Origin of the sequence: Streptomyces sp. NPDC007917, from assembly GCF_042959105.1 — a bacterium.
Taxonomy (GTDB): domain Bacteria; phylum Actinomycetota; class Actinomycetes; order Streptomycetales; family Streptomycetaceae; genus Streptomyces.
In genome coordinates, this window is the sequence record NZ_JBIBKK010000015.1 from 201,184 (window position 1) to 227,332 (window position 26,149).

Sequence of the window (26,149 nt, forward strand, 5' to 3'; positions counted from 1 at the left end):
CGGCGCCGCCATGCGCTTGCGCGTGCTCGGCACCGCGGCGGGCGGCGGACTGCCCCAGTGGAACTGCGCGTGCCCCGGTTGCACCGGGGCACGCGCCCACCCCATCCGGCGCCGCCGCCACGCCTCCCTCGCCGTACGGGCCGCCGAAGGCCACTGGTACCTGGTCAACGCCACCCCCGACCTCGGCGACCAGATCGAGGACTGCCCGGAACTGCACCCCGGGCCGCGGCCCCGGCAGACCCCGCTGGCCGGAGTGGTCCTCACCGACGCGGAACTCGACCACACCCTCGGCATCGCCCGGCTCCGCGAGGCTTCCGGCGGCGTCGACGTACTCGCCACCGCCCCCGTGCGCCGCGCCCTGCTCGACGGCCTCCACCTCGGCGACGTCCTGGGTCCGTACACCACCCTGCGGTGGCGCGGACTCGACGCCGATCCGGTGCCCCTGGCAGAGGGCTCGCCCCTGACCGTCAGCGCCGTACCCGTCTCCGCCAAACGCCCGCGCTACGCGGCCGGCATGGATACCGACGTGGCGGGGGGCGACCCGTGGGTGGTGGCGCTGCGCCTGACCGACCGGGACACCGGCGGCTCCCTGCTCTACGCCCCCGCCCTCGCCGCCTGGCCGGATGCCTTCCAGCAAGCCGCCGCCGAGGCGGACTGCGTGATCGTCGACGGCACGTTCTGGGACGACGAGGAGCCCCGGCGCTCCGGGTTCTCCCCCCGCACCGCCACCGGCATGGGACATCTGCCCATCGACGGCCCCGGCGGCACCGCCAAGCGGCTCGCCGGCCTTCCGGCCCGCTGCCTCTACACCCATCTGAACAACACCAACCCCCTCGCCGACCCGGCCGCGCCCCAGCACGAGGCGCTGGCCGGGCTGGGTCTCGAGGTGGCCGCCGACGGGATGGTGATCGAACTGTGAGCGGTGTGAGCGATGCGAGGGACTTCGAGGAGCGGCTGCGGACCGTGGCGCGCGAGCGCTACCACGACCGCCACCCCTTCAACGTCCGGATGCACCAAGGCGAGCTGACCCCCGACGAGCTCCGCCGGTGGATCGCCAACCGCTTCCACTACCAGCGCCACATCCCCATAAAAGACGCCCTGATCACCGCCAAACTGGACACCTCGGCGCTGCGCCGGATGTGGCTGCGGCGCATCCAGGACCACGACGGCACGGCCGAGGGCGAGGGCGGGATCGAGCGGTGGCTCAGACTCGGCGAGGCCGCGGGCCTCGACCGCACCCTGCTGCTGTCCGGCCGGGACGTGCTGCCGGGGGTGCGGCTCGCCGTGGACGGCTACGTCAACTTCTGCCGGCTGCGCTCCCCGCTGGAGGCGGTCGCCGCCTCGCTCACCGAGCTGTCGGCCCCGGACATCATGCGCACCCGCGTCGACGCCTTCGAGCGCCACTACCGGTGGATCGACGGCGACGGGCTCGCGTACTTCCGCACCCGCGAGACCCAGGGGCGCCGGGACAGCCGGGAGGCCCTGGACCTGGTGCTGTCCTGGGCGCGCACCGAGGAGGACCGGGAGCGGGCCGTGGCGGCGCTCTCCTTCAAATGCGATGTGCTCTGGTCGCTGCTGGACGCGGTCGACCACGCCGACCCCAAGGAGGGCCCGTGACCGCCGGCACCTCCGAAACCACCGACACCAACGCCGCCACGCCCCCGTGGCGGCCCGCCCTCGCGCCGGTGGTCCACCTCCGCCACGACCGGGTGCGCGACGTGGACCTGTTGGTGCTGCCCGAGCGGGTCGTGGTGCTGCGCGGCACCGCCGGCGAGATCCTGCGGCTGTGCGACGGCGCCCGCGACGTCGAGGCGGTCGTCGCCGAACTGGCCGGGCGCTTCCCCGGCGCCCCCGTGGCCACCGAGGTCCCCGCCTTCCTTTGCCGGCTGCGGCGGGAGGGCTGGCTGCGATGACCGGCGCGCCGCCCCCCTGGGCCATGCTGGCCGAGCTCACCCACGGCTGCCCGCTGCACTGCCCGTACTGTTCCAACCCGCTGGAGCTGGTCCGCCGCTCCCGGGAGCTGACCGGCGAGGAGTGGGCGGAGGTGATGCGGCAGGCCGGGGAGCTGGGGGTGGTGCACACCCATCTGTCGGGCGGGGAGCCGCTGCTGCGCACCGACCTCGAGGCGATCACCGCGTCCGCCGCGTCCGCCGGGATCTACACTCAGCTGGTCACCAGCGGCGTCGGGCTGACCGCGGCGCGGCTGGCGGCGCTCGTGGACGCCGGGCTGGGCGGCGTCCAGCTGTCCGTCCAGCACGCCGACCCGGGCGCCTCCGACCGCATCGCCGGACGCCGGTCCTTCACCGCCAAGGAGCGGGCCGCCGCCCTGGTCCGGGAGGCGGGGCTGCCGCTGGGCCTCAACATCGTGCTGCACCGCGACAACCTCGACGCCCTCGACGACCTGGTGGAGCTGGGCGCTTCCTGGGGCGCCCAGCGGATCGAGCTGGCCAACACCCAGTTCTACGGCTGGGCCCTGCGCAACCGCACCGCGCTGCTGCCCACCCGCGAGCAGCTGGCGCGGGCCCGTGACGCGGTCGAGCGGTGGCGGGAGCGGCTGGACGGCGCGATGGACCTGGTGTGGGTGGTCCCCGACTACTTCGACGCGGTCGCCAAGCCCTGTATGGGCGGCTGGGGAGCGGTCTCGCTCACCGTGGCGCCGGACGGCACCGCGCTGCCCTGCCCGGCGGCGGTCACGCTCCCCGGCCTCGACCCGCCGAACGTACGCGACCACCGGCTGGACTGGATCTGGAACCACTCCGGGGCCTTCAACCACTACCGCGGCGAGACCTGGATGAAGGAGCCCTGCCGCGGCTGTGCGCACCGCGCGGAGGACTTCGGCGGCTGCCGCTGCCAGGCGTACGCGCTGACCGGCGACGCGGCGGCCGCGGACCCGGCCTGCGGGTTCTCCCCGCACCACGGCCTGGTCCGCGCGCTCACCGGGGCAGCGGGGCCCGGCCGGGACGACACCCCCGCGGCCCACCCGGGCTATGTCTACCGCAAGCCCGGGCGGGAGTGAGCCCGCCCCGGGTTTGGCGCGGCCGCCCCCGCTTCCGTAAAGTTTCGCCGTTACCCACCCCACCACCACCCAGGGCACCGCCCTGGAACGGGTTCAGCAGAAAGCGGCAGCGGCGAATGACGGTGACTGAAGACGGCCGGGCCAAGGAGGCGGGCATCGACCCGGAGCGTCTGGCGACCTGCCTGAGCGTGCTCGAAGAGCTCGACCGGCTGCCGCTCGACCACCCCGACGCCATCGCGGTGCGCCGCGCCACCTCCGGCATCTACCGGACGGTCAAGCAGCGCAGGCGCCAGGAGCGCCGGGCCGCGAAGACGGCCCACGACAAGGCGGTCACCGAGGCCACGGCCACCGGCGCCGCCGACCGCATCGACGACGAGACGCTGGGCCGCGCCCTGGCCAGCTCGGTGACCACCCCGATCGCGGGCATCCTGCAGCGGCCCCGGTCCTGCTACATCTGCAAGACCCGCTATGTCGAGGTCGACGCCTTCTACCACCAGCTCTGCCAGAGCTGCGCCGCCGAGAACCGGGCCCGCCGCGACGCGCGCACCGATCTCACAGGGCGCCGGGCGCTGCTCACCGGCGGCCGGGCGAAGATCGGCATGTACATCGCGCTGCGGCTGCTGCGCGACGGCGCGCACACCACCATCACCACGCGCTTCCCGAACGACGCGATCCGCCGCTTTACGGCCATGCCGGACAGCGGGGAGTGGCTGCACCGGCTGAAGGTCGTCGGCATCGATCTGCGGGACCCGGCCCAGGTGGTCGCGCTGGCCGACTCGGTGAGCGCGGCGGGCCCGCTGGACATCCTGATCAACAACGCCGCGCAGACGGTGCGTCGCACGCCCGCCGCGTACGCGGAGCTCATAGCGGGCGAGTCGGCCCCGCTGCCCGCCGGGGAGCTGCCGGAGTCCGTCGTCCTGGGCGCGTTCGGCAGTGGCGCCCAGCCGGCCCTGCCGGGGCCGGCGGCCGCGCGGGAGGGCGCCCTGAGCGCGCAGGACCTCACCGCCCTCGCCCTGACCAGCGGCTCCGCCTCGCCCGCACGGATCGAGGCGGGGACCGCGATCGACGCGGGCGGTCTTGTGCCCGACCTCGACGACACCAACACCTGGATCCAGCGGGTGCACGAGGTGGACCCCGTCGAACTGCTGGAAGTGCAGCTGTGCAATGAGACGGCGCCGTTCATCCTGGTCAGCCGGTTGCGCTCGGCGATGGCGGCCTCGCCCGCGCGGCGGAAGTACGTGGTGAACGTGTCCGCCATGGAGGGCAAGTTCAGCCGCGGCTACAAGGGCGCGGGCCATCCGCACACCAACATGGCCAAGGCCGCCCTCAACATGCTGACCCGCACCAGCGCCCGCGAGCTGTTCGAGACCGACGCCATCCTGATGACCAGCGTCGACACCGGATGGATCACCGATGAGCGCCCGCACCCCGACAAGATGCGGCTGGCGGCCGAGGGCTTCCACGCCCCGCTCGACCTCGTCGACGGCGCGGCCCGCGTCTACGACCCGATCGTGCGGGGCGAGGGCGGCGAGGACCTCTTCGGCTGCTTCCTGAAGGACTACGCCCCCACCGACTGGTAGGCGTTCAGTCGGTGCCCTCGACGATGCGGAAGTCCCGGTCCGCGCCGTCGCCCAGCACGGTCAGCGCCTTCTGGTAGTCCTCGCTGTCATGCGTGGCGACGGCCAGCTCGAAGCTGTCGAACTCGATGACGACCGTTCGCTCCGCCACCGCGGCCTCGTGCGCGACGACCTGGCCTCCGAGGGTGAGAAACCGTCCCTTGGCCTTCTCGACGACCGGGACGGCCAGCTTCACATAGGCGGCCGACTTCGCGGGATCGGAGATCGAGCGGTAGGCGACGACCCAGTAGCCCTTGGACATGAGCGGACTCCTTCGGCTCGGCGGGAGGGGTCGGCCGAGAGGCACACGGGAGCGGCGGCGCGGGAGTGGTGAAACGGGAGTGGTCACGGGGTCGAGAGGCGCCCCGGACCCTCACAATTTACCGCTGTCCCGGACGCTCGGCGCGTCCGGAGGCCGGGGACACGTACACCCGCAAGCCACCCGTGCCGGGCAGGGCGTGCCGCGTCCAGCCGCGGGCGCGCAGCGACGGCAGGCCATGCCCGGGGGAGCGGCCGAGCACCGCGGTCGGCTCGTGGGCGGCCCGGCGCAGCAGCGCGGACGCCGTGGTCGAGGCGTTGTTGCCGACCACCTCGGCGGAGGCGCAGCCCGCCGCGTACCCGATCGGCAGCGCGCGCGGACCGGCCACCAGGCACGGCGGCCGCAGCCCCAGCGCCCGCAGTCCGGTGGCCGCCCGCTGATACCGCTCGGCGGTGGCGGCGGCCTGCCCCGTGGTGTCCGCGAGCACGGCGTACTGGCTCCCCAGCTGCAGCGCCACCACCAGCCCGAGGGCGGCGGCGACCGGCACCGGCGAGCGCGCGGCCCGAACCGCGCGCACCCCGAGGGCGGCCAGTGGCAGGGCGAGCAGGGCATAGGCGGGCAGCAGGAAGCGGGGCGCCGAGTAGTCGATGAGCAGGAGATACGGCACGGCCATCGAGCCGGCGCACACCAGCGGCAGCGCGGTCGCGGGCAGCGCCCGGCCGCGCCCGGCGCGGTGGTCCCGTACGGCCACGGCGAGCGCGGCGGCCGCCAGCAGCGGCAGGGCGAGCCACCACAGCGTCAGCTCCGGGTGGCGCAGCGGTACGTGGCAGGGGCGGCACAGCAGCGGGCCGTTGAGGTCGCGCAGCGCCGTCCCGATGTTGAGCTGCGGCACCATCCCGCCCTCCGTGGCGCTGGAGGCCCGCAGCCGCGCCCCGACGCCGCCGAACCGGGCGTAGGCCTCGGCGACCCAGGGCGCCGCGCCCAGCGCGACCCCGCCCAGCAGCGCGGGCAGCGTGGGCCGCCACCGGCGTACGCACACCGCCGCCGCCAGCAGCGGCAGCCCGAGCCAGCCGCCGTCCGGCATCCGCAGCAGCGTGACCGAGGCCACCGCGGCGGCCGACCACCAGCGGGCGCGCGGCTCGGCAGGGGCCCGCAGGAACCAGCCGACGGCGGCCACCGCGCCGAGCGCCACCCACAGGTTCGGCATCACCTGTGACCCGCTGATCTGAGCGATCCACAGCCCAGAGAACAGCAGCGCGGCGAGCGCGGCGGCGCCCCGCCCCACCAGCGGCCCCCACACCCGGAAGACGGCATACAGCGCGACCGCCGACAGCAGGGCCAGGACCACCCGCAGCGCCACGGCCGAGGAGGTCGCGGCGACCACCGGCGCGACCAGATAGCTGATGCCACGGGAGCGCGGCGCGCTGAAGAAGGCCGCGGGACGGCGCGGATCCACCTGGGAGGCGTAGACGCTCTCGTCCCACAGCAGCCCACCGCCCACGTGCGGTACGACCACGGCCAGCTGCACCACGGCGTACGCCGCCGCGACGACCGCGAGCCACGGCACGCCGCGCCGCGCCGGGGGCGGCGCCGCGCCCACAGCGACGTCCCGGACCCGAACGGTGGCGGTCACCACGCGGCCCGCCCACCGGTCTCCCGCCGGGGCCGGGCGGTCCGCGCGACCGGCACGCCGCACCCCGTACGGGCCGTGGCCGTCACGGCATCGGCCCGCCCGTCGGCTTCCCACCGGGGCGCGGCTGGGCGCCCGGTGCCTGGCGCGGTGCGCGCGCCGGGGCGGCGCGGGCGGGTGGCCGGCCGGCGGCCGGTGGGCGGGGTGGTCCGGGTGGCGCAATCGCACCTCATGGGCGCTTGACGCGGGGCGCGGGGGCCGGGCGGGTCGCGCGTCGGGCCGCGGCGAGCCATTGGCGCGCCACGCTCCCCGCGCGCCGCCGCACCCGGGCCCGGCCCCGCTCCCAGCCGCGGGAGAGGCGGCTGGCCGCCAGGTCCTCGAAAAGGCGCTCATAGCGCAGGGCGATCGGCTCGGGGTCGTAGGCCCGCGCGCTCTCCAGGGCCGCGGCCCCCATGGCCCGGCGGGCCGGGGCGTCGGCGACGAGGTCCAGCAGCGCGGCGGCGAGGGCGTCCTTGTCGCCGGTGGGGACGAGCCGGCCGGTGACCCCGTCCCGGATGATCTCCGCGGGCCCGAGCGGGCAGTCGGTGCTGACCACGGGGACGCCGCAGCGCATCGCCTCGACGATGGTCATGCCGAAGGACTCGGCGTCCGAGGCGACCGCGACCAGCGACGCCTTGGCGAACTCCGCCTCGATCGGCGAGCACGGCCCCATCAGCCGTGCGCTCTCCGCGATGCCGAGCCGGTCGATGAGGGCCTGCAGCCGGTCCTCCTCGGCGCCTCCGCCGTAGATCCGCAGACGCCAGTCGGGGTACTTGTCCGCGACCGCCGAGAACGCCTCGATCAGCAGGTCGAAGCGTTTGCCGCGGGCCAGCCGGCCGGCCGCGGCGATGACCGGGGCGGTGCCGTCCGAGGGGGCGACCGGGGGCCTGGGGACGCTGTTGGGGATGGCGAGGGTCCGTACGCCCGGCAGGGGCATCTTCGCCCGGTACACGGCCGCGTCCGCCTCGGTCGTGGTGACGACCGCGTCGAGCGTGCGGTAGTGGCGGGTGAGCTCGGCCCGCAGCGCCTTGCTGTGCGCGTCGTGCCGCAGGTGCTCCTGGGCGATGCGGAGGGCGTGGCGCGGGGCGAACCGGGCTATGTAGACATTCGCGCCGGGGCGGGTGCCGACGATCACATCGGCGTCGCTGGCGCGCAGATACTCCGCGACCCGCTCGTCGTGCAGCCGGCTGTACTGGCGGTGCCGCTTCTCGGCGGCGGGAAAGTCCCGGGCGGGCTCGTGAAACCGAGGGTCCTGCGCGTCGAGGCCGCTCGGACGCGTGTCGACCAGCGGCACGAGCCGCACCCGGGGGTCCACGGTGAAGCGCGGCGTCTCGCGGTGCCGCTGCATCGAGGCGATCTCCACATCGTGCCGCTCGGCCAGGGCCGCCGCCAGGTTCAGCGTGGTCCTGATCGTCCCGCCGATCGCGTAGACGTTGTGGAGCAGGAATGCGATCTTCATGTGGTGTCTTTCCGGCCGGTGGCAACACCGGGGCGAGGCGACCGCGCGGCGGTAGCCGGCAGCGATCGATCTGCGGCTTTGCCGCGTGGCGTCCGCAGCCCCCGGATCGTTGTGACCACCATGGCCCGGCACGGTAAGCCGGCCGCGAGAACAAGGTGAGAGCCGGGTAAGAAGCCAGGCCACGGGGGGCTCCGCGGCGCCCGTATCCCGTCCGGCTTGGCAGACTCGGGGTGTGACGACGTACAACACCGTGCTGCTCGCCGAGGACGACCGGGCCATCCGCCACGCCCTGGAGCGCGCCCTGTCGCTGGAGGGCTACCGGGTCACCGCCGTCCCCGACGGCATCGAGGCGCTGGCCGCCGCCCACCGGGAGAACCCGGATGTGATCGTGCTGGACGTGATGATGCCGGGCCTGGACGGGCTGCAGGTGTGCCGGGTGCTGCGCGCGGAAGGCGACCGTACGCCGATCCTCATGCTGACCGCCCGGGTGGAGACCGCCGACCGGATCGAGGGCCTTGACGCGGGCGCGGACGACTACGTGGCCAAGCCCTTCGACGTGGACGAGGTCTTCGCCCGGCTGCGCGCCCTGCTGCGCCGCGCCGCCCCCGCCTGGGCCGGGGAGGAGACCGCGCCGGGGGACGGCACCGAGGAGGTGGCGGATCTGCGCCTGGATTCCTCGGCCCGGCGCGTGTGGCGGGCGGGGGAGGAGCTGGAGCTCACCCGCACCGAGTTCGACCTGCTGGAGCTGCTGGTGCGCAACAGCGGCATCGTGCTGGACCACACCACGATCTACGACCGGATATGGGGCTATGACTTCGGCCCCGGGTCGAAGAACCTCGCCGTCTACATCGGCTATCTGCGGCGCAAGGTGGACCAGCCCGGGCTGGTTCCGCTCATCCACACCGTACGGGGCGTCGGCTACACCCTCAGGGCGGCCTGACCGTGCCGCTCCCGCGCCCGCGGCGCCCCAGATCCAGCCTGCGCGTCACCTTCGCGGTCTCCTTCGCGGCGGTGGCGGCCGTCGTCACGCTGCTGGTCGGCTTCCTCAGCTACGACGCCGCGGCCGGGCTGGTCCGGGTCGACCAGCAGTCCGTCTTCACCGAGGTCATCCACGACCTGCGGAACCAGGTGCGGCGGCAGCCGCTCGGCTACGCGGACTTCGTCTCCTCCGACCCCGACCACGACGGCCCGCGCGACGATCTGCGCCGCCCGACCCGCACCGACGTCCAGATCCTCCGCCCCACGGGCGCCGTCGCCGACGCCGGGAGCCCCGCCCTGCCGGTGAGCGCGGCCGAGCGCCGGATGGCGGCGTCCCGTACGGCGGGCCTGGTCTCGCGGCGGAACGTCGAGATCGGCGAGGAGCAGTTCCGGATGGCCACCGTCTCGCTCGGCGACGGCCGGGGCGCGGTGCAGGTCGCGCAGCAGTCAAGCGACGTCGAGGACCTGCTGCGGGAGCTCCAGAAGCGCACCGCGCTGTTCGTCGGCGCGGCCATCGTCGCGGCCGGTCTTGCCGGATGGTGGCTGGCGGGGCGGATCACCAGGCGCCTGGTGCGGCTGGCCGGGGTCGCCGAGAGCGTGGCGGCCACCGGGCGGATGGACGTGGCGGTGCCGGTCGCCGGGGCGGACGAGGTGGGCCGGCTGGGGCGGGCCTTCGACGGCATGCTGGGGCGGCTCGCGCGCTCCAAGGACGACCAGCGGCGGCTGGTCCAGGACGCCGGGCACGAGCTGCGCACCCCGCTCACCTCGCTGCGGACCAACATCTCGCTGCTGCGCCGCTTCGAGGAGCTGCCGCCGGCGGCCCGCGAGGAGCTGCTGGCCGATCTGGCGGGGGAGACCCGGGAGCTGACCGACCTGGTCAACGAGGTGGTGAGCCTGGCGGCCGGACAGGGCGACGACGAGCCGAGGGTGGCCACCTCGCTCGGCGAGGTGGCGCTGCGGGCCGCCGCCCTCGCCCGCCGCCGCACCGGCCGGGAGATCACCGTGACCACGGACGACACGGTCCTGGAGGGCCGCCCGGCGGCCCTCCAGCGCGCCATCACCAATCTGGTGGAGAACGCGGCCAAGTTCGACCAGGAGGGCACCGAGCCCATCGAGGTGGTCGTCGGGGACGGCCGGGTGGCGGTCCTGGACCGGGGGCCCGGCGTGGCCGAGGAGGACCGCCACCGGGTCTTCGACCGCTTCTACCGCGCGCCCGGGGCGCGCAGCCTGCCCGGCTCCGGCCTCGGCCTGGCCATCGTCCGGGAGGTGGCCGCCGCACACGGCGGCACGGTCTTCGCCGAGCGTCGGCCGGGCGGCGGCGCGGTGATGGGCTTCACGGTCACCGACGCCGCGCCCGGCACATGAACCCGAGGGACCTCAGGGCTTGCGGGCCACCCCCGCCCAGAAGGAGACCTCCTCGTCGGTGACCGTGACCGGGCCGTCGGGCCACCAGCGGTGCGGCGGCACGATGCCCGGTTCGACGAGCTCCAGACCGTCGAAGAACTTCTCGATCTCGCTCTTGGTGCGCAGCTGGGCCTCGATGCCGCCCTTGCGGTAGATCGCGACCGCCGCGTCCACGCTCGCCTGGTCGAAGTCCGGAGAGCTGTGACTGATCTCGAGATAGCTGCCCGAGGGCAGCGCGTCCATCAGCCGCGCCACGATCTCGTACGTCCCGTACTTGTCGGGGATGAAGTGCAGCGTCGCGTTGATCGACAGCGCCACGGGCTCGCTCAGATCGAGCGTCTCCAGCAGCTCCGGCGAGCCCAGGATGGACTCGGGCTCGCGGACGTCGGCCTCGATGTACGCGGTGCGGCCCTCGGGGGTGCCGTTCAGCAGGGCCTGGGCGTACGCCAGCACGATCGGATCGTTGTCGGCGTACACCACCCGGGCGTCCCGGGCGATGCTCTGGGCGACCTGGTGGAGGTTGGGCTCGGTGGGGATGGCGGTGCCGATGTCCAGGAACTGCCGTATCCCGGCCTCGCTCGCCAGCCAGCGGGTCGCCCGGTGCATGAAGGCGCGGTTGCTCCGGGCACACGGGATGATGCCCGGGTAGACCTCCATCACCTTGCGGGCGGCTTCCTCGTCGACCTGGTAGTGGTCCTTGCCGCCGAGGTAGTAGTCGTACATCCGCGCCGAGTGCGGCTTGGTGGTGTCGATGTTGGTGGTCTTCATGGCTTGCGTGCCACTCCTGCCCACATGGATATGTCCGCGCTGCGGATGTCCTCGGGGCGCTCGTCGGGATCGGGCTTCCAGTGGTGCGGTTCCGAGACGCCGGGGTCGACGAGGTCCATGCCCTCGAAGAAGCCCGCGACCTCGCTCTTGGAGCGCGTGATGAAGGGGATCCCGTTCTCCTTGTAGACCTCAATGACCTTCCGCCAGGTATCCGCGGAGAAGTCGTGGGTGGAGTGCGACATCATCAGGTAGCTGCCCGAGGGGAGGGCGTCCATCAGCTCGCGGACGATCCCGTACGGCTTCTGCTCCTCCGGGATGAAGTGGAAGAGCGCGTTCACCGACAGGGCCACCGGTTTGCCCAGATCCAGCGTGTCGAGCAATTCGGGAGCCGTGATGATCTTCTGGGGCTCGCGGACGTCGGCCTCGACATAGGCGGTGCGGCCCTCGGGGGTGCCGTTCAGCAGGGCCTGGGCGTACGCCAGCACGATGGGGTCGTGGTCGGTGTAGACGACCCGGGCGTCGGGGGCCACGGACTGGGCGACCTGGTGGAGGTTGGGCTCGGTGGGGATGCCGGTGCCGATGTCCAGGAACTGCCGGATTCCCGCCTCGCCCGCCAGCCAGCGGGTCGCCCGGTGGATGAACCCCCGGTTGACGCGGGCGTTGAGCTTGACGGTCGGGTGGACGGCCAGCACCTTGGCGGCGGCCTGCGCGTCCACCTCGTAATGGTCCTTGCCGTCCAGGTAGTAGTCGTACATCCGGGCCGAGTGCGGCTTGGTGGTGTCGATCCGGCCCGCGAAGCCGCGGTGCTCGGTCATGCGGCCCTCCGTTCTGCTGGGGTACCCGCCGAGGTGGTCAGGTTCGGTTCCGTACGGGTGGTGAGGAGGAAGTCCGCGGCGCCGGCCTTGGCGCCCTGGATGAACTTCTCGATCTCAAGAGGCGTGTAGATCAGCGCGGGGCCGTCGGGGTCGGTCGACTGGCGCAGCGCCACGCGGCCGTCGCTCAGCTTCAGGACCTCGACGCAGGCGCCGCCGTTGGGGCCGCTCCAGGGCTTGCGCCAGCCTTCCGCACCGAGGTGCTTGGCCGGCATACCGTTGTAAATGTGATCCACCTGATCCACGGTCAGAGCTCCTTGCGAATCTCACGGAGGTGCGCCTCCGTGCGTCGCGCCGGTGTGGCCTGGGTGCCCATTCGGTCAAGGGCCTCCAAGTAGGCGGCCACATCAGCGCGTTCGTCGAGATAAGCGGCGCCGGTCAGACCTTCGACATAGACGATGTCCGGCAGTTCCGGGATATGGAACCGGAAGAGCTGGAACGGTCCGCCCATGCCCGGGTGCGGTCCGGCGGTGAACGGCACCACCTGCAAGGTGACGTTCGGCATCTGGATCGCCTCGATGAGGCGGTCGATCTGCGCACGCATGATGTCCGGGCCGCCGATGGGCAGGCGGAACACCGGCTCGTCCATGACGACCCAAAGATGAGGTGCGTCGGGTCGGGTGAGAAGTTCTTGACGCTCCATCCGCAGGGCGACCCGCCGGTCGAGTTCCTTGGTGTCGGCCTGCGGGAATCCGATGGTCAGAAGCGCTCGTGCGTAGTCTTCGGTCTGCAGCAGTCCGGGGATGAAGTGAGGCTCGTAGGAGCGGATACGGCTTGCCGCGCCCTCGAGACTCACATAGAGGCTGAACCAGTCGGGCAGCACATCGCGATAGCGGTGCCACCAGCCGGGTCTGTTGGCGTCCTCGGCCAGGGAGAGGAAGGCGTCGATCTCCTCCTGCTGGGCTCCGTAGGTCTGCAGCAGCTTCTCGACATACGGGAGCTTCAGGCCGACTTCGGCCTTCTCCATCCTGCGCACCGTCGTCTGGTTGACGTGCAGCGCCCGGGCGGCCTGGTCGTAACTGACGCCGGCTTTCTCGCGAAGATCTCTCAGACGCATGCCGAGGACCATCTGCCCGACGGTCGGGGCAGACCGCGCTTCACCCACGCCTTACCTCCTCGGACGGTCTCGTGGGCCTCAGTGTGCCATGCTCGGGATGAACCCGAACAGAGTGCTCTGGCTATTCTGCATTTTGCAGAACGCCGCTTGCCAACTGACGCTTACAGCACCGATAGTGATGGTGTGACTGGGCCCAATGTGGCTGACGTGTCGCCGACTTGCGGCATGCGAACCCCCCACCGTTGGACGGAAGGCGAACGGCCATGGCACTGCCTCAACGCATGACGATGGCCCGCCCCATGCTTCCCGGCAGGGTCGACACCGGGGTCCGCCAGGAGAGGTTCCAGTTGCCCGCGCAGGGCGCGTCCGTGGCCGCGGCCCGCCGCCGGGTCCGCTCCCGGGTGCCGGTGTGGGGCTTCTGCGAGGACGTGTGCGACGCCGCGGAGCTCGTGATGTCCGAGCTGTTCACCAACGCTCTCGTGCACACCGGCAGCGAGCAGATCCTCTGCGTCCTGCGCGCGGAGGAGCCGCGCACGCTGTACGTCGAGGTGGCCGACCAGGGCGGTGGGTCGGCCGGACCGGCCCCGCGCGAGGCGGGCGCCGAGGACGAGGGCGGGCGGGGGCTCGCACTGGTGCGGGCCATGGCCGCGGCGTGGGGGGACCGGCCGGGGCTGAACGGCGGCCGTGTGGTGTGGGCCCAGCTGAGCTCGATGCTCCCCTAGCTACCGCTGGGAGGCGCCCCCTGATGCCGCGCGTCTGCCGGACTCCGCGCGCCGGGAGCCCGGCATGATCCACAAGCTACGACCTACCATGACCGGGTGTCCGCCCCACGTCGCCGCCTCCTGACGCTCACCGCCGGCGCCCTCGCGGCCGGCGCCCTCCAGGGGTGTTCCGGCGACGGCCCGTCCGGCCGGGTCCGGCTCGCCACGGGGCCGCGGGGCGGCCCGTACGCGATCTTCGGCAGCCGGCTGGCCGACGAGGTGCACCGGGCCCACGACCGGCTCACGGTGCGCGTGCTCACCACCGCGGCGAGCGTGGAGAACCTGCACATGCTGGCCGACGGGCGGGCCGACCTGGCCCTGTCCCTCGCGGACAGCGCGGCCGACGCCACCGCGGGCCGCGGCCTCTTCCAGCGGCCCGAGCCGGTCGCGGCGCTCGCCCGGCTGTATCTCAACTATCTGCATCTCGTCGTGCCCGCCGACTCGCCGATCAAGGAGCCGGCCCAGCTGGCCGGGCGTACGGTCTCCCTCGGCGCCGCCGAGTCCGGCACCTCGGTGACCGCCGGACGGGTGCTCGCCGCGGCGGGCGTACACCGCGTCCGCTCCGTGCAGCTGGGGCTCGGCGAGTCCATCGCGGCGCTGGCCGGACGGGAGGTGGCCGCGTTCTTCTGGTCGGGCGGCGCGCCGACCCGGGCGATAGCGCAACTGGCCCGGCGCAGGCCCGTGCGCCTGGTGCCCCTCGGCGGCCTCGCCGCGGCGCTGCGCCGCGAGCACGGCCCCGTCTACGAGAGTGCTTCGATCCCCGCCGGCGCCTACGGTCTGCGCACCCCGACCACGACCGTCGGCACCCCCAGCTATCTGGTCTGCCGCACCGGCCTCGCGCCCGGCACGGCGCGCGCCGTCACCGGCGTCCTCTTCGAGGCCCGCGCCCGCCTCCCCGTCCCGGACGCCCCCGGCAGCCGGCTCGACGAGCGGTACGCGATCGGCACGGGGACGGTGCCGCTGCACCGGGGGGCGGCGGCGTACTACCGCGCGGTCTACGGCTGAACGCTCCGGGACCTGCCCCGGACAGGACCTAGGCCTCGGGCAGCCGCACCTCGACCACCAGGCCGTGCGGGGTGGCGGGCCGCAGCGACAGCTCGCAGTCGGCGGCGCGGGCCAGTTCCGAGGCGATGGCCAGGCCGAGGCCGCTGCCGGGGACGTTGCCGTGGCCGGGGGAGCGCCAGAAGCGGCCCAGGGCCGCCTCGAACTGGTCGGGCTCAAGGCCCGGGCCGTCGTCGGCGATCCGCAGCACGTCCCCTTCCAGACGGACCGTGACCGTGCCGCCGGGCGGTACGAACTTCGCGGCGTTGTCCAGGGCGATGTCCGCGATCCGGGCGGCCGCGGCGGGCAGCGGCGCGCCGGACGGGCCGGGGTCCTCCAGCTCCACGGTCAAGGTCAGCTCGCGCGCCGCGTAGACGTCGTGCCAGATGGCCAGCCGCCCGCGCAGCGCCGCGCGGGCGATCGGTTCGGGCGCCGCCGTGCCGGCCTCGACCCGGGCGAGGGTCAGCAGGTCCTCCATGAGCCGCCCGAGCCGGTCGACTTCGGCCAGGGCCTCGGCGAACTCCTCGGTGCCGTCCTCCGTCAGATGTGGCTCCAGGTTCTCCAGCCGCAGCGACAGCACGGTCAGCGGGGTGCGCAGCTCGTGGGAGGCGTCCGCGACGAAGGCGCGCTGCCGCTCCAGGGCGGCCGAGACCGCGTCGGCCATCGCGTTGAAACGGCGCTCCAGGAGCCGCAGCTCCGCCGGGCCGCGGCCGCCGTCGCGCACCCGCGCGTCCATCCTGCCCTCGGCGATGGCGCGGGTGGTCAGGTCCAGCTCGGTCACCGGGCGCAGGATCCACCGCGCCAGCCTGCGGGCGGCGATCAGGGCGCAGAGCACGGCGACCACCGAGCCGGCCGCGACCGCGGCCCACACCAGCGTCACATCGCGCCTGGCCGCTGCCGTGGACACCTTCATGACCACCACACCGGACACCTGCGCGTCCCGGCCCACCGGCTCGGCGACCACGGCCGAGGCGGGACCGAAGGGGGTGACCAGGGGCAGACCGGCGGTGGTGCGGCCGGACAGCGCGCGCTCGGCGGGCTCCTTGGACCAGGCCCCGCCGCCCGCCACCCGCCGGCCGTCCCGGTCGCGGATCTCCACCGCGGTGCCGTACAGCTCGCGGTAGCGCGACACCTCCTGGACGAGCCCGGAGGTGTCCCCGTCGCGGATGGCCTGGTCGGCCAGTTCCGAGAAGCGGGTGGCGTCCGCGCGCCGCTCCAGCAGCAGCTTGCCGGTGCGGTGCGAGGAGTACGCCAGGGAGAACGGCACGGCGAGCGCGGTCACCAGGCACGCGATCAGCACCGTGTAGACGGTCAGGATCCTCAGCTGCATCCGCCGGTTCCCAGGCGGTACCCGGTGCCGCGCAGCGTCTCCACCAGCCAGGGGCAGCCGGTCTTGGAGCGGATTCCGGCGATGTGCACATCCAGCGAGCGGGAGGCCGACAGCAGCAGATCGCCCCACACCGCGTCCAGGATCTCCTCCCGGCTGCGGACGACACCGGGCTCGCGGGCGAGCAGGGCCAGTACGTCGAACTCCCGGCGGGTGAGGGCGACCGGCCGGCCGTCCACCTCCAGCTGCCGGGCGGCCAGGTCGATCCGCACACCGCCCACGGCCACCACCGTGCCGGACCCGGTCAGCGGGCGGGTGCCGCGCCGTACGACGGCGTCCATGCGGGCGACCAGCTCGGCCGTGCGGAACGGTTTGACCAGGTAGTCGTCCGCGCCCCCGCGCAAGCCCCGCAGCACATCCCGCTCCTCGGACCGGGCGGTGAGCACGATCACCGGGACGGCGGAGGCGCGGCGCAGCCGGCGCAGCGCCTCCAGGCCGTCCATGTCGGGCAGCCCCAGGTCGAGCAGGACGAAGTCGGCGCCGTCCTTGAGCCGCAGGGCGTCGTCCGCGCGCCCGGCGCGGACGACCTGGTGCCCCAGCCGGTCCAGCGTGGCGGTCAGCGCGGCCGCCAGCCGGTCGTCGTCTTCGACCAGGAGAATGTGCATGGACGTAAGGGTAAACAGCCTCTGTACTGGTCAGACAGGGGTGCGTGCCGTCCGTTCGGCCGCGGCCGGCTCATCGGCGCGGGCCTTGGTGAGCGAGGTGTCCCGGGTCTCCCGCATGGTCAGGTAGACGATCAGCGACACGGCGGCGCAGCCCGAGACGTACCAGTAGAACCCGGACTCCGCGCCGGCGTTCTTGAACCACAGCGCCACATACTCCGCGGTGCCGCCGAACAGGGCGTTCGCCAGCGCGTACGGCAGGGCGACGCCGAGGGCCCGGACATGGGTGGGGAACAGCTCGGCCTTCACCACGGCGTTGATGGAGGTGTAGCCGGTGACGACGACCAGCGCGGCGAGCGAGAGCAGCAGCGCCCCGCCGAAGGTGTCGGTGTGCGACAGCGCGGTCATGATGGGCACGGTGGCCAGCATCGAGCCGACGCCGAAGGTGATGAGCAGCGGGCGGCGGCCGATCCGGTCGGACAGCGCCCCGGCCAGCGGCTGCAGCAGCATGAAGACGAACAGGGCGCAGAAGCTGACCAGCGAGGCGTCGGACTTGCTCAGCCCCGCCGTGTTGGACAGGTACTTGGTCAGATAGGTCGTGTAGGTGTAGTAGGCGACCGTGCCACCCATGGTCAGCGCGATGACGAGGGCGGCCTCCTTGCGGTGGCGCAGCAGCTCGCCGATGGTCCCGCGCTCGCTCGCCCGGTGGGGGTCGGCCTCCTCGTACACCTCGGTCTCCAGCAGATTGCGCCGCAGCCAGAAGACCACGGCCGCGGCCACGGCCCCGACGACGAACGGGATGCGCCAGCCGTAGGAGTGCAGCGAGTCATCGGACATGGTGCGCTGGAGGACGATCAGCAGGCCCAGGCCGATCAGCTGGCCCGCGGTCATGGAGACGTACTGGAAGCTGGAGACGAAGCCGCGGCGGCCGGGCTGGGAGGCCTCGGTCAGATAGGTGGCGCTGGCCGCGTACTCGCCGCCGACCGACAGGCCCTGCAACAGCCGGGCCACCAGCAGCACCCCGGCGCCGAAGTATCCGACCTGGTCGTAGGTGGGCGCGATGGCGATGAGCAGCGCACTGGCCGACATCAGGGTCACGGTCAGGGTGAGGGCCGCCTTGCGGCCGCGCCGGTCGGCGAAGCGGCCCAGCAGCCAGCCGCCGACGGGCCGCATGAAGAAGCCGACGGCGAAGATGCCGGCCGTGTTGAGCAGCTGCGCGGTGTCGTTGCCCTTGGGGAAGAAGGCTGAGGCGAAGTAGGTGGCGAAGCTGGCGTAGACGAACCAGTCGAACCACTCGACCAGGTTTCCGATCGAGCCGCCGAGTACGGCGCGCCATGGTGTGCGGGCCTGTGGCGCGGAGGATGTGACGGACATGGGGCCTCCTGGAGCATGCGGGTGGATGGCGGCCCGCCCGAGGGACGCCGCCGCGGATGGCAGCTTCGGCGGCGGAGGGCGGCGGCGTACAGCCCTTGAGGGCCAGAGCTAACCTGCGCTTAACAAAGACCCTTGACGAGGTGTGGGGCCCTTGGGACTGTGGTGATTCCGATTGACTTCTGTTTGCTTGTGTTCGAAGTTTCGGACTTCGGGAGGCAGCCATGAGTGGCATGTCAGCACGGAGCAAGTCAGCGCAGGGTGAATCAGCACAGCGTGAATCAGCGCAGAGTGAATCAGCACAGGGCGGATCAGCGCGGGCCGAGCCGGCGCGGAGCGAGTCGTACGGCCGCAGACGGTTCCTCACCACGGCCGCCGCCCTCGGCGGGGCCGCGGCCCTGACCGGATGGCCGCGCCCGGCGGCCGCCGCCCCGGCCGCGACCTGGGAGGACGTCATCAACGGCTCCTTCGGGAGCTACAGCGCCTTCGAGTCGGAGTGGAACTATCTCTACCCCTGGGGCTCCGATCACAACGGCAGCGCCCGGATGTACGGCAGCGCGAGCGACCACAACCACATCTATCTCAGCTCCGGAGTGCTGACCCTCAAGGCGAGCCGGATCACCTGGGACGAGGGGACCAGTTCCTCCTCCCCGCATCTGCCGATCCGCTACCACTCGGGAGCGGTGCACGCCAAGAACCAGATCCTGGTGACCAGTCAATTCCCCGACTACGAGGTGAAGGGGGAATTCCAGGCGCCGAGCGGCGCGGGGACCTGGCCGGCCTTCTGGCTGACCGGGGTCAACAGCTGGCCGCCGGAGAGCGACATCCTGGAATTCAAGGGGAACTCCAACAACTGGTTCAACACCTTCCGCACCTCCTCGGACGTGTCGAGTACGATTGTCGGGGTGTCGTCACCCGGCAACTGGCACACCTATCGGGCCTGGATCACCAAGGTGAACAACACCGACGTCGACATTCACTACTACCTCGACGGGACCTGGAAAGCGGTCCACCGCGGTGCGGGTTTCGTCGGAAAACCCCTGTGGCTCATCATCAACCTCCAGATGGAGGGCTCCTCCGGGGCATCGGGCCCCGGCGGGGACACCTATTACCGGGCCCGGAACGTCTATGTGGGCCGCAACCGCACGTCCTGAACACGCCCCGCCACGAGGCGGCGGCTTCCGGGAGACCGCTCCCGAAAGCCGCCGCCTCACGTGCAGGCCTGCGAATGACGGCAGTCGTCGGCAGCGTCCTCCAGAGCCGCCATCCGCTGCTTTCCCCAGGCGCCCAGCGGCTTCAGCGCCGTATTCAGATCCTCGCCAAGACCGGTGAGTGAGTACTCCACCTTCGGCGGCACCTGGTCGTAAATCTCACGGTGGACGATTCCGTCCGCCTCCAGCTCCCTCAGCTGCTGGGTCAGCACCTTTTCGCTCACCCCCGGAACCAGCCGCTTCAATTCACCGAACCGGCACCGCTGGGAATTCAGTGCCCAGATGATCAGCACCTTCCACTTGCCGCCAATGACATCCACGGCCGCGTCCAGGCCACAGACATATGGCCGCTTCCTCATGAATCCATCCCCCACTGACCTCAAGGTAAGTACGCACTTTTTAATCCGTACTTGCCCACAGTACAGGCGGGCGGCAAGGCTGGGACAGGCGCGCCGGACCGATACGAACAGCAGCATTGAGCAACGGGAGCACCCGACATGAGCGACACCCCCGTGACCGTCCTCGGCCTGGGCGACATGGGCACGGCACTGGCCCGCGCCCTCCTGAAAGCGGGATTCCGGACCACCGTGTGGAACCGTACGGCCGCGAAGGCCGAAGCCCTCGTCCCCGAGGGCGCGCTGCGCGCCGCGACGGTCGCCGAGGCCGTCGAGGCGAGCCCGCTGGTGGTGGTGTGCCTGCTGGACCACGACTCCGTGCAGCACACCCTCGGCCCGGTGGCCGGGGCACTGGCCGGCAGGGCCGTGGCCAACCTGACCAGCGGCACCCCGCGGCAGGCCCGCGAGATGGCCGCCTGGGTCGCGGACCAGGGCGCGGACTATCTCGACGGCGGCATCATGGCCCTCCCCCCGATGATCGCGACCCCCGCCGCCTTCGTGCTCTACAGCGGGTCCCGGGAGGTCTTCGAGACCCACCGGGCGGCGCTGGACGCCCTGGCACGGAGCGAGTACCTGGGCGAGGACGCGGCGCTCGCCCCGCTGCACGACATCGCCCTGCTGAGCGGGATGTACGGCATGCTCGCCGGAATCCTGCACGCCTACGCGCTGATCCGCAGCCAGGACATCAAGGCGACCGACTTCGCCCCGATGCTCGGCCGCTGGCTGAACGGCATGTCGGGCGCCGTGGCCGGCTACGCCGAGCAGATGGACAGCGGCGACTACGCCCACGGCGTGGTCTCCAACCTCGCCATGCAGGCGGCCGGGTTCGGCCATCTCCTCGAGGCGGCCGAGGAGCAGGGCGTCAGCCCCGAACTGATCGCCCCGCTCGGGCCGCTGATGGCCCGGCGGGTCGCCGACGGCCATGGCCACGAGGACCTTTCGGGCCTGGTGGAGCTGTTGCGTCGGTGACCCGCTAGCGGCGGTCCTGCAGGACGGCCTCGCCCCGGGTGGACCGCCGCTGGTCGCGTGAGCGGCGGCCGGGGCGGCGGTCGGGCGACAGGCGGTCGTCGGCGCCACGTGCCGGGCGGGGTATACGGGGGAGCCGGCGCGGGCGGGCGGCACCGGCACCGGCGCCGGGGCCGCCGGTCCGGTCGTCCGGACCCCGCGTCTCGTGTCCCTCGCCCGCCCCGGCCGTACCGTCCGTTCCGTCGGCCGTGCCCGCCGCGTGCGTCGCCTCCGTACCGCTGTTCTCGGACGTCTCGCGCGGCCGCGGGGTGCCTTCCGGCCTGGCCGGAGGCGCCGCCTGCCCCGACGTCTCCACCCCGTGCACGGTCAGCATGACCAGACCGGTGCCCGCGACCAGCGCCGCCACCAGGGCCAGCAGGGTGCCCGGCGCGCCGTGGCGGAAGTGCTCACCCAGCGCGGCGACGCCGATGGCCGTGGCGACCACGGGGTTGACCACGGTCGCCGTCGCCAGCGGGGCGGCCAGCCCCGCTCCCCGGTAGGACGCCTGGGACAGCAGCACCCCGGCCCCGGCCAGCAGCCCGATCATCGCCAGGCTGGGCAGCCCCGAGGCCCAGCCGCTGAACTCCGGCTTCCCCCACTCCAGCTCCACCGTGACGTTCTTGGTGAACACCGACGAGACACCGAAGGCGGTCCCCGCGGCCGCGGCCAGCAGCACGCTGCGCACACCGGGGCGGCGCGAGCAGCGCGCGGCCAGGGCCAGCACGGCGATCGCGCTCACCGTGACCACGGCCACCGAGATCCGGTCGTCCTTCGCCAGCGCCCTGGCCCCCGACGAATCGCTCAGCGAGAGCAGCCCGGCGAGCCCCGCGGTGGCCAGCAGCGCGCCCCGCCACCCGGCCGCGCCGACCGGGCGCCGGACGAACACCGCGGCCATCGGCAGCGCGAAGACGATGGTCAGCGCGCCCAGCGGCTGCACCACGCTCAGCGGCCCATAGGCCAGCGCCAGCACATGGAGGACCGCACCGGTCCCGTTGAGCACCACCGCGGTCCACCAGCGGCCGCGGCGCAGCGCTGCGTACGGGCGGGGTGGCGTCGTCGCCGCGACATGCTCCTGGAGGATGGCGCCGGCGGCGTAGCAGACCGCCGAGGCCAGGGCCAGGAGCACGGAGAGAGCCAGGGAGGTCACGTCAGGGCCCCCAGGGCCGGTCGGTCGTCGTCCATGTCCTCACGATGACGTGTTTCGCCCGCCGCGTCGTCGTCCCTGAGCCCCCATTGCGCGTACTACCGGCGCAGTACGGCCCGTCGGAAGCGTGCCGTCGCGGCCGCCGTGCGGGCGCGCTGCGCCAGCTCGTTCTGGGGTTCGACCGGGCGGTAGACGGTCAGGGCGCCGGGCCGCTTCTCGATCACCAGCGCCTCGGCGGGGGACGGGGCGACCTCACCGTCGTAGGCGCGGACATCCACGTCGTGCAGGCCCGACAGGTCCAGTCGGCGCAGCCGCCGGGCCGCCACCACCCGGGACCGCCCCAGTGTGCCGGTGAGGGCCGCGACCAGCAGCCGGGTGCGGGCCAGCGGCTGGTCCCCGTCGACGGCCCGGACGTCCAGCAGCCCGTCGTCGAGCCGTTCGCGGTACGCCGGGGCGAAGCCCTCGGGCGCGTAGCGGCAGTTGCCGACGAACAGCACCCACAGCCGCCGCGGGCGGCCGTTCACCTCGACCTCCATGGGCGTGGCGGTGCGCAGCACGCGGGCGAACGCGACAGCGGCGGCGGGCCACTTGCCGAGCCGGCCCTCCAGGCTCTCGCGGATCCGCACCAGCTCGGGGTACATCCCCAGGCTGAAGGTGTTGATGAAGTGGCCGTCCGGCCCGTCGCCCGGCAGCGGGGCCACGCGGGCCAGGTCCACGGCGACGGCGTCGCCCTCGGTCACGGCGTGCACCGTGTCCTCGATGGCGGGCACCCCCACGTCCAGGGCGAAGTGGTCGAAGGTGCCGCCGGGGAACACGGCCAGGGGCAGCCCGCGTTCGGCGGCCACCGCGGCCGCCGCGTTGACGCTGCCGTCCCCGCCGCAGATCCCCAGCGCCCCGCCCCGCTCGGCGGCGCGCCGGGCGGCCAGGGCCAGCAGCGGCCCGAGGTCCTGCTCGGGCTCGCGCTCCAGGATCTCGGCGGCGGGCAGCAGCGTGCGCAGCTGCTCGGCGACGGGCCGTGCGGCCCCCGGCACGCCGACGCCGGCCTGGGTGTTGACGACCACCACCAGCCCGTCGCCCCCGGGCAGCGCCGGGGCCGAGACCCGCGGCCGGGCCCGCGCGGGGGTCTGCGGCCGCGGCGGCCACCAGCGGCAGGTGAGCGCGGCGGCGCCGACGCCCAGGGCGAGCCCCGCGAGGACGTCGCTCGGATAGTGCACGCCGACGTACACCCGGGAGAAGGCCACCGCGGCGGCCAGCGGGGCGACGGCGATCCCGTACCCGGTGGACTCCAGGGCGACCCCGGTGGCGAAGGCGGCCGCGGAGGCCGAGTGCCCGGAGGGGAAGGAGCTCGTCCACGGCTGTTTGGCCAGCCGGCGGATCAGCGGCACGCTGTCGAGCCCCGGACGGCGGCGGTCCACGGTCCACTTGACCACCGTGTTGGACGCGAACGAGGCGGCGGCCAGCGCCCCGACGCCCCGCAGCGCGGCCCGCCGCGCGGTCCGGCCGCCGACGGCGGCGAGCACTCCGGCGGTGCCGAACCACAGCCGGCCGTGGTTGGCGGCGTGGGTGAGCTTGGGCAGCAGGGGATGGGCGCCGCGCAGCCGGCCTGCCGCGACCCTCGCGAACAGCCGTCGGTCAAGATCGCTGATGAGTCTCATGGCACATGCGTATCCGGATCGGCCGCCCGTACGCCACCCAGGTGTGCGCGGACGGCCGATCCGCCCCCTCCTCACGCCCCCTCGCCACGCCCCGTCAGGAGGCCGGCATCCCCCAGCGCGGCGCCTCCTCGCCCGGCCGCACCGCCCGGACGCGCAGATCGGGCCGGTCGCCGGGCGCGGTGATGACCGCCTCCTGGCCGCGGGCCAGCCGGATCCGGACGGTGCCGTCGCCCGCGGGCTCGTACCGCAGGGGCCGCCCGTGCCCGTCGCGCACCTCGATGTCCCCGCCGAGGGAGTGCCGTACGACGCAGGGCGCGCCCGCCTCGCTGCGCAGCCGCACCCAGCGGGTGGCCCCTCCCTCGCGCGCCGCGCTCAGCAGGAACGCGCCCTGCGTACGGAAGTCGTGCACGACCAGTTCGCGCCAGGCGGCGGGCAGCGCGGGAAAGACGCGGATCACCCCGCCCCAGCTCTGGCACACCATGTCGTGCAGCGACTGGGCGGCCGACAGCGGGGTCTCGATGACCGGCCCCGACTCCTTGTACATGGTGTTGGCCTGGATGAAGCGGCGCATCAGCTCGCCCAGGTACTTCAGCGCGTCCTCGCCCCGCCCCATCTGGGCGGACATGGAGGCGGCGCCGGTGAAGGTATAGCCCTGCAGCGCGCCCTCGAAGCCGACCCAGTGGTTCAGCGAGGTCTCGATCAGCTCGCGGTGTGCCGGGTCCTCCCAGGTCACCTCGTACAGCGGATAGACCGCGAGCAGATGGGAGTAGTGGCGGTGGGACTTGGCGAAGGGGACCCCGGCGCCGATCATGAAGCCGTTCTCGTCGACCGGGTACGGGGTGAGCCTGGCCAGCACCTCCCGCCAGCGCGGGGCCAGCTCGTCCTCGACGCCCAGCGTCCTCGCCGACTCCAGCAGGGTGGCGCAGCCCCAGCGCAGCAGCATCAGGTCGTAGTTGCAGTCCGGGGCGTTCACTCCGTACTCGGGCGAGAAGGTGGCCGGCAGATGCAGCTTGCCGTCGCTGCCGGGGGTGAGGAAGTGCAGGTAGTAGGTGACGGCCTTGCGCAGCAGGGGGAAGAGGACGTCGCGCAGGATCGCGGTGTCCATGGTGTGGCGGTAGCTCAGCCAGACGTTGTGCAGCGCCCAGGTGAGGTTGCCGACCTCGGGGGTGGGCGGGTCCTGGCCCGGGATGCCGACGGCGTAGCCGCCGTTCGCGACGGCGCCGCCGTTGACCAGCTGGGGGTCGGTGGTGCGCGGGATGCCCGCCGAGTCCTTGCGGTACGGGGCGTCGAGCTGGTTGGAGAGGTTGTCGCGGTACTCGCTCAGCGCCCGGGTCACGGCGTCGAGCTCCAGGTGGTTGGAGCCGTGGATCAGCCAGTACTCCAGCTGCACATTGAGGTTCCACCAGGTGTTCGGCCAGGGGGTGGACTCCAGCCACGGCCCGCAGGTGGCCATCACGGGCGCGTCGGCGCGCGCGGCCGCGGCGACCTTGTAGAGCTGGATCCAGTAGAAGCGCTGCAGCCGCGCGTCGGGGAAGGACAGGAAGCTCTTGCGGTAGTAGGCGTGCCACCAGGGGCGGTGGGTGGCCGCGAGCGCGTCGTAGGCGAGCGCGGAGGTCGACCGTACGGCCTTGCATGCGGCGCCCAGGGCGGTGGTCCGGGGGAAGGAGTGCGCCACCGTCACATACAGGGTCCGCCGCCGGGAGTCCTCGCGCTCCCGCCAGGCCGTCACATGCCCTCCGCCCGCCAGCAGGGGCTGGACCGCGGTGTGGACGCCCTCGTGCTCCGCCACGACGGCCGCCGGGTTGCCGGTGTAGCCGTCCGGGACCGGCTTGAACGCGACGCGCGGGCTGATCGCCTCGGCCGGGTGGAAGACCCAGCGGAAGGCGGCCTCGCCGGCGCTCGGGGTGACCTCGACGGCCATCACGGAGCGGGAGTTGTGGACCAGGGCGCGGAGCGTGAGGGTGCCCTTGTCGGTGGTGATGGTGCCGGTCAGCTCGGCGTCGCGCAGCCGCAGCCGCCAGTCGACGGCGGTGATGGTGCCGACCGGCTCCAGGGTGAACCAGCCGATGGGCAGCCGGGCCAGGCCGAACAGCGAGCCGAACTCGGGGCGGTGGTCCTGGACCTCGCTGTGCTGGACGTTGAAGCGGATGGCGTTCGCGCCGCCCGGCTCCGCGTAGATGCCCGAGCCGAGGCGCGCGTTGCCGAGGAAGGGGCCCTCATACCAGGTCGTCGGCAGCTTCTGCCACACCATGTCGGCGTCGTCGAGGACTTCGGCCCATGGGTCGCGGGCGCCGGGTGCGTCGGGCGCGGCGGGTTCGGTGGCGTGGGCGGCGGGCGCCGCGGCGAGCCCGGCGGCACCGGCGGAGGCGGCGAGGGCGCCGCCGAGGACCGTTCTTCTGGACGGTGTGGATGACATCGCAGACGTGGTCACGTACATGCCTCCAGTTCGACACTCTGAACCCTTCGGCATGATGCAGTC

25 protein-coding genes are annotated in these 26,149 nt (G+C 73.2%); 11 read left to right on the forward strand and 14 right to left on the reverse strand.

Annotated elements, in window-relative coordinates; genetic code table 11:
- Positions 1-10: 10 nt before the first annotated feature.
- The 5 genes from pqqB to ACFZDL_RS28680 all read left to right on the forward strand — a co-directional run bounded on the left by pqqB (position 11) and on the right by ACFZDL_RS28680 (position 4,596).
- Positions 11-919, forward strand: a complete 909-nt coding sequence (gene pqqB, locus ACFZDL_RS28660) for a pyrroloquinoline quinone biosynthesis protein PqqB (protein ID WP_353591794.1) — start codon at positions 11-13, stop codon at positions 917-919.
- A 5-nt stretch (positions 920-924) separates the two neighbouring features.
- Positions 925-1,617 carry a pyrroloquinoline-quinone synthase PqqC gene (gene pqqC / locus ACFZDL_RS28665; protein ID WP_353591793.1) on the forward strand — a complete coding sequence of 231 codons (693 nt, stop codon included), beginning with the start codon at positions 925-927 and terminating at the stop codon, positions 1,615-1,617.
- Positions 1,614-1,913: a pyrroloquinoline quinone biosynthesis peptide chaperone PqqD gene (gene pqqD / locus ACFZDL_RS28670; RefSeq protein WP_353591792.1), complete on the forward strand. Its 300-nt coding sequence runs from the start codon at positions 1,614-1,616 to the stop codon at positions 1,911-1,913. The genes pqqC and pqqD overlap by 4 nt, the downstream gene beginning before the upstream one ends.
- Complete coding sequence (gene pqqE, locus ACFZDL_RS28675) at positions 1,910-3,016, forward strand: pyrroloquinoline quinone biosynthesis protein PqqE (protein WP_353591791.1); 1,107 nt, start codon at positions 1,910-1,912, stop codon at positions 3,014-3,016. The genes pqqD and pqqE overlap by 4 nt, the downstream gene beginning before the upstream one ends.
- A gap of 116 nt (positions 3,017-3,132) precedes the next feature.
- Positions 3,133-4,596, forward strand: a complete 1,464-nt coding sequence (locus ACFZDL_RS28680) for an SDR family NAD(P)-dependent oxidoreductase (protein ID WP_353591790.1) — start codon at positions 3,133-3,135, stop codon at positions 4,594-4,596.
- 4 nt (positions 4,597-4,600) lie between these two features.
- Here ACFZDL_RS28680 and ACFZDL_RS28685 read toward each other — a convergent pair whose 3' ends face one another.
- From ACFZDL_RS28685 to ACFZDL_RS28695, 3 genes are all read right to left on the reverse strand, one after another.
- A complete protein-coding gene (locus ACFZDL_RS28685; protein WP_353591789.1) occupies positions 4,601-4,894 on the reverse strand; it encodes a DUF1330 domain-containing protein in 294 nt (97 codons plus the stop codon).
- 118 nt (positions 4,895-5,012) lie between these two features.
- Positions 5,013-6,524 carry a hypothetical protein gene (locus ACFZDL_RS28690; protein ID WP_353591788.1) on the reverse strand — a complete coding sequence of 504 codons (1,512 nt, stop codon included), beginning with the start codon at positions 6,522-6,524 and terminating at the stop codon, positions 5,013-5,015.
- Positions 6,525-6,750: 226 nt separating this feature from the next.
- Complete coding sequence (locus tag ACFZDL_RS28695) at positions 6,751-8,019, reverse strand: glycosyltransferase family 4 protein (RefSeq protein ID WP_353591787.1); 1,269 nt, start codon at positions 8,017-8,019, stop codon at positions 6,751-6,753.
- Positions 8,020-8,251: 232 nt separating this feature from the next.
- Between ACFZDL_RS28695 and ACFZDL_RS28700 the strand changes: the two genes are divergently transcribed.
- Entirely contained in the window at positions 8,252-8,959 is a 708-nt protein-coding gene (locus ACFZDL_RS28700; RefSeq protein WP_353591786.1) for a response regulator transcription factor, read from the forward strand.
- Between the two features lie 2 nt (positions 8,960-8,961).
- Positions 8,962-10,362 (forward strand): HAMP domain-containing sensor histidine kinase, encoded by a 1,401-nt coding sequence (locus ACFZDL_RS28705; protein ID WP_353591785.1) that lies wholly within the window; start codon positions 8,962-8,964, stop codon positions 10,360-10,362.
- Positions 10,363-10,374: 12 nt separating this feature from the next.
- Here ACFZDL_RS28705 and ACFZDL_RS28710 read toward each other — a convergent pair whose 3' ends face one another.
- Genes ACFZDL_RS28710 through ACFZDL_RS28725 form a run of 4 tightly spaced genes read right to left on the reverse strand, consistent with a single transcriptional unit; the run spans position 10,375 to position 13,146 of the window.
- Positions 10,375-11,169, reverse strand: a complete 795-nt coding sequence (locus ACFZDL_RS28710; RefSeq protein WP_353591784.1) for an SAM-dependent methyltransferase — start codon at positions 11,167-11,169, stop codon at positions 10,375-10,377.
- Positions 11,166-11,984, reverse strand: a complete 819-nt coding sequence (locus ACFZDL_RS28715; RefSeq protein WP_353591783.1) for an SAM-dependent methyltransferase — start codon at positions 11,982-11,984, stop codon at positions 11,166-11,168. The genes ACFZDL_RS28710 and ACFZDL_RS28715 overlap by 4 nt, the downstream gene beginning before the upstream one ends.
- On the reverse strand, positions 11,981-12,256 hold the full coding sequence (locus ACFZDL_RS28720) for a DUF397 domain-containing protein (protein WP_391192808.1): 276 nt from the start codon (positions 12,254-12,256) through the stop codon (positions 11,981-11,983). Before ACFZDL_RS28720 ends, ACFZDL_RS28715 begins: the two co-directional genes overlap by 4 nt.
- Positions 12,257-12,288: 32 nt before the next feature.
- On the reverse strand, positions 12,289-13,146 hold the full coding sequence (locus tag ACFZDL_RS28725; protein WP_353591781.1) for a helix-turn-helix transcriptional regulator: 858 nt from the start codon (positions 13,144-13,146) through the stop codon (positions 12,289-12,291).
- A 215-nt stretch (positions 13,147-13,361) separates the two neighbouring features.
- On the opposite strand from ACFZDL_RS28725, the gene ACFZDL_RS28730 reads away from it, so the two are divergent.
- Positions 13,362-13,820 (forward strand): ATP-binding protein, encoded by a 459-nt coding sequence (locus tag ACFZDL_RS28730; RefSeq protein ID WP_353591780.1) that lies wholly within the window; start codon positions 13,362-13,364, stop codon positions 13,818-13,820.
- A gap of 96 nt (positions 13,821-13,916) precedes the next feature.
- Entirely contained in the window at positions 13,917-14,864 is a 948-nt protein-coding gene (locus ACFZDL_RS28735) for a TAXI family TRAP transporter solute-binding subunit (RefSeq protein ID WP_353591779.1), read from the forward strand.
- A 28-nt stretch (positions 14,865-14,892) separates the two neighbouring features.
- Here ACFZDL_RS28735 and ACFZDL_RS28740 read toward each other — a convergent pair whose 3' ends face one another.
- From ACFZDL_RS28740 to ACFZDL_RS28750, 3 genes are read right to left on the reverse strand one after another with little or no spacing between them, the layout of a single operon-like run.
- A complete protein-coding gene (locus ACFZDL_RS28740; RefSeq protein WP_353591778.1) occupies positions 14,893-16,230 on the reverse strand; it encodes a HAMP domain-containing sensor histidine kinase in 1,338 nt (445 codons plus the stop codon).
- Positions 16,221-16,892: a response regulator transcription factor gene (locus ACFZDL_RS28745; RefSeq protein WP_089510124.1), complete on the reverse strand. Its 672-nt coding sequence runs from the start codon at positions 16,890-16,892 to the stop codon at positions 16,221-16,223. The genes ACFZDL_RS28740 and ACFZDL_RS28745 overlap by 10 nt, the downstream gene beginning before the upstream one ends.
- A gap of 30 nt (positions 16,893-16,922) precedes the next feature.
- Positions 16,923-18,263: an MFS transporter gene (locus tag ACFZDL_RS28750; RefSeq protein ID WP_353591777.1), complete on the reverse strand. Its 1,341-nt coding sequence runs from the start codon at positions 18,261-18,263 to the stop codon at positions 16,923-16,925.
- A 230-nt stretch (positions 18,264-18,493) separates the two neighbouring features.
- Between ACFZDL_RS28750 and ACFZDL_RS28755 the strand changes: the two genes are divergently transcribed.
- A complete protein-coding gene (locus ACFZDL_RS28755; RefSeq protein ID WP_353591776.1) occupies positions 18,494-19,414 on the forward strand; it encodes a family 16 glycosylhydrolase in 921 nt (306 codons plus the stop codon).
- Positions 19,415-19,470: 56 nt separating this feature from the next.
- On the opposite strand, the gene ACFZDL_RS28760 is transcribed toward ACFZDL_RS28755, so the two are convergent.
- The gene (locus ACFZDL_RS28760) at positions 19,471-19,830 is read right to left on the reverse strand and encodes a helix-turn-helix domain-containing protein (RefSeq protein ID WP_353591916.1); all 360 of its coding nucleotides are present in this window, start codon (positions 19,828-19,830) and stop codon (positions 19,471-19,473) included.
- Between the two features lie 138 nt (positions 19,831-19,968).
- On the opposite strand from ACFZDL_RS28760, the gene ACFZDL_RS28765 reads away from it, so the two are divergent.
- Positions 19,969-20,835, forward strand: coding sequence for an NAD(P)-binding domain-containing protein (locus ACFZDL_RS28765; RefSeq protein ID WP_353591775.1), 867 nt, complete (start codon positions 19,969-19,971; stop codon positions 20,833-20,835).
- Between the two features lie 4 nt (positions 20,836-20,839).
- Here the strand turns inward: ACFZDL_RS28765 and ACFZDL_RS28770 are convergent, their stop codons facing one another.
- The 3 genes from ACFZDL_RS28770 to ACFZDL_RS28780 form a co-directional block, all read right to left on the reverse strand.
- Positions 20,840-22,018: a DMT family transporter gene (locus ACFZDL_RS28770; protein WP_353591774.1), complete on the reverse strand. Its 1,179-nt coding sequence runs from the start codon at positions 22,016-22,018 to the stop codon at positions 20,840-20,842.
- Positions 22,019-22,113: 95 nt separating this feature from the next.
- Positions 22,114-23,670 (reverse strand): phosphatase PAP2 family protein, encoded by a 1,557-nt coding sequence (locus tag ACFZDL_RS28775; protein ID WP_353591773.1) that lies wholly within the window; start codon positions 23,668-23,670, stop codon positions 22,114-22,116.
- Between the two features lie 94 nt (positions 23,671-23,764).
- On the reverse strand, positions 23,765-26,086 hold the full coding sequence (locus ACFZDL_RS28780) for a glycoside hydrolase family 95-like protein (RefSeq protein WP_353591772.1): 2,322 nt from the start codon (positions 26,084-26,086) through the stop codon (positions 23,765-23,767).
- Between the last annotated feature and the right edge of the window lie 63 nt (positions 26,087-26,149).

Excerpts from the sequence above, each read along its gene's own strand:
- pqqB (WP_353591794.1), top strand. The coding sequence starts at position 11 with ATGCGCTTGCGCGTGCTCGGCACCGCGGCGGGCGGCGGACTGCCCCAG.
- pqqE (WP_353591791.1), top strand. The coding sequence starts at position 1,910 with ATGACCGGCGCGCCGCCCCCCTGGGCCATGCTGGCCGAGCTCACCCAC.
- ACFZDL_RS28680 (WP_353591790.1), top strand. The coding sequence starts at position 3,133 with ATGACGGTGACTGAAGACGGCCGGGCCAAGGAGGCGGGCATCGACCCG.
- ACFZDL_RS28685 (WP_353591789.1), bottom strand. The coding sequence starts at position 4,894 with ATGTCCAAGGGCTACTGGGTCGTCGCCTACCGCTCGATCTCCGATCCC.
- ACFZDL_RS28695 (WP_353591787.1), bottom strand. The coding sequence starts at position 8,019 with ATGAAGATCGCATTCCTGCTCCACAACGTCTACGCGATCGGCGGGACG.
- ACFZDL_RS28710 (WP_353591784.1), bottom strand. The coding sequence starts at position 11,169 with ATGAAGACCACCAACATCGACACCACCAAGCCGCACTCGGCGCGGATG.
- ACFZDL_RS28715 (WP_353591783.1), bottom strand. The coding sequence starts at position 11,984 with ATGACCGAGCACCGCGGCTTCGCGGGCCGGATCGACACCACCAAGCCG.
- ACFZDL_RS28720 (WP_391192808.1), bottom strand. The coding sequence starts at position 12,256 with ATGCCGGCCAAGCACCTCGGTGCGGAAGGCTGGCGCAAGCCCTGGAGC.
- ACFZDL_RS28730 (WP_353591780.1), top strand. The coding sequence starts at position 13,362 with ATGGCACTGCCTCAACGCATGACGATGGCCCGCCCCATGCTTCCCGGC.
- ACFZDL_RS28740 (WP_353591778.1), bottom strand. The coding sequence starts at position 16,230 with ATGCAGCTGAGGATCCTGACCGTCTACACGGTGCTGATCGCGTGCCTG.
- ACFZDL_RS28745 (WP_089510124.1), bottom strand. The coding sequence starts at position 16,892 with ATGCACATTCTCCTGGTCGAAGACGACGACCGGCTGGCGGCCGCGCTG.
- ACFZDL_RS28750 (WP_353591777.1), bottom strand. The coding sequence starts at position 18,263 with ATGTCCGTCACATCCTCCGCGCCACAGGCCCGCACACCATGGCGCGCC.
- ACFZDL_RS28755 (WP_353591776.1), top strand. The coding sequence starts at position 18,494 with ATGTCAGCACGGAGCAAGTCAGCGCAGGGTGAATCAGCACAGCGTGAA.
- ACFZDL_RS28760 (WP_353591916.1), bottom strand. The coding sequence starts at position 19,830 with ATGAGGAAGCGGCCATATGTCTGTGGCCTGGACGCGGCCGTGGATGTC.
- ACFZDL_RS28765 (WP_353591775.1), top strand. The coding sequence starts at position 19,969 with ATGAGCGACACCCCCGTGACCGTCCTCGGCCTGGGCGACATGGGCACG.
- ACFZDL_RS28775 (WP_353591773.1), bottom strand. The coding sequence starts at position 23,670 with ATGAGACTCATCAGCGATCTTGACCGACGGCTGTTCGCGAGGGTCGCG.
- ACFZDL_RS28780 (WP_353591772.1), bottom strand. The coding sequence starts at position 26,086 with ATGTCATCCACACCGTCCAGAAGAACGGTCCTCGGCGGCGCCCTCGCC.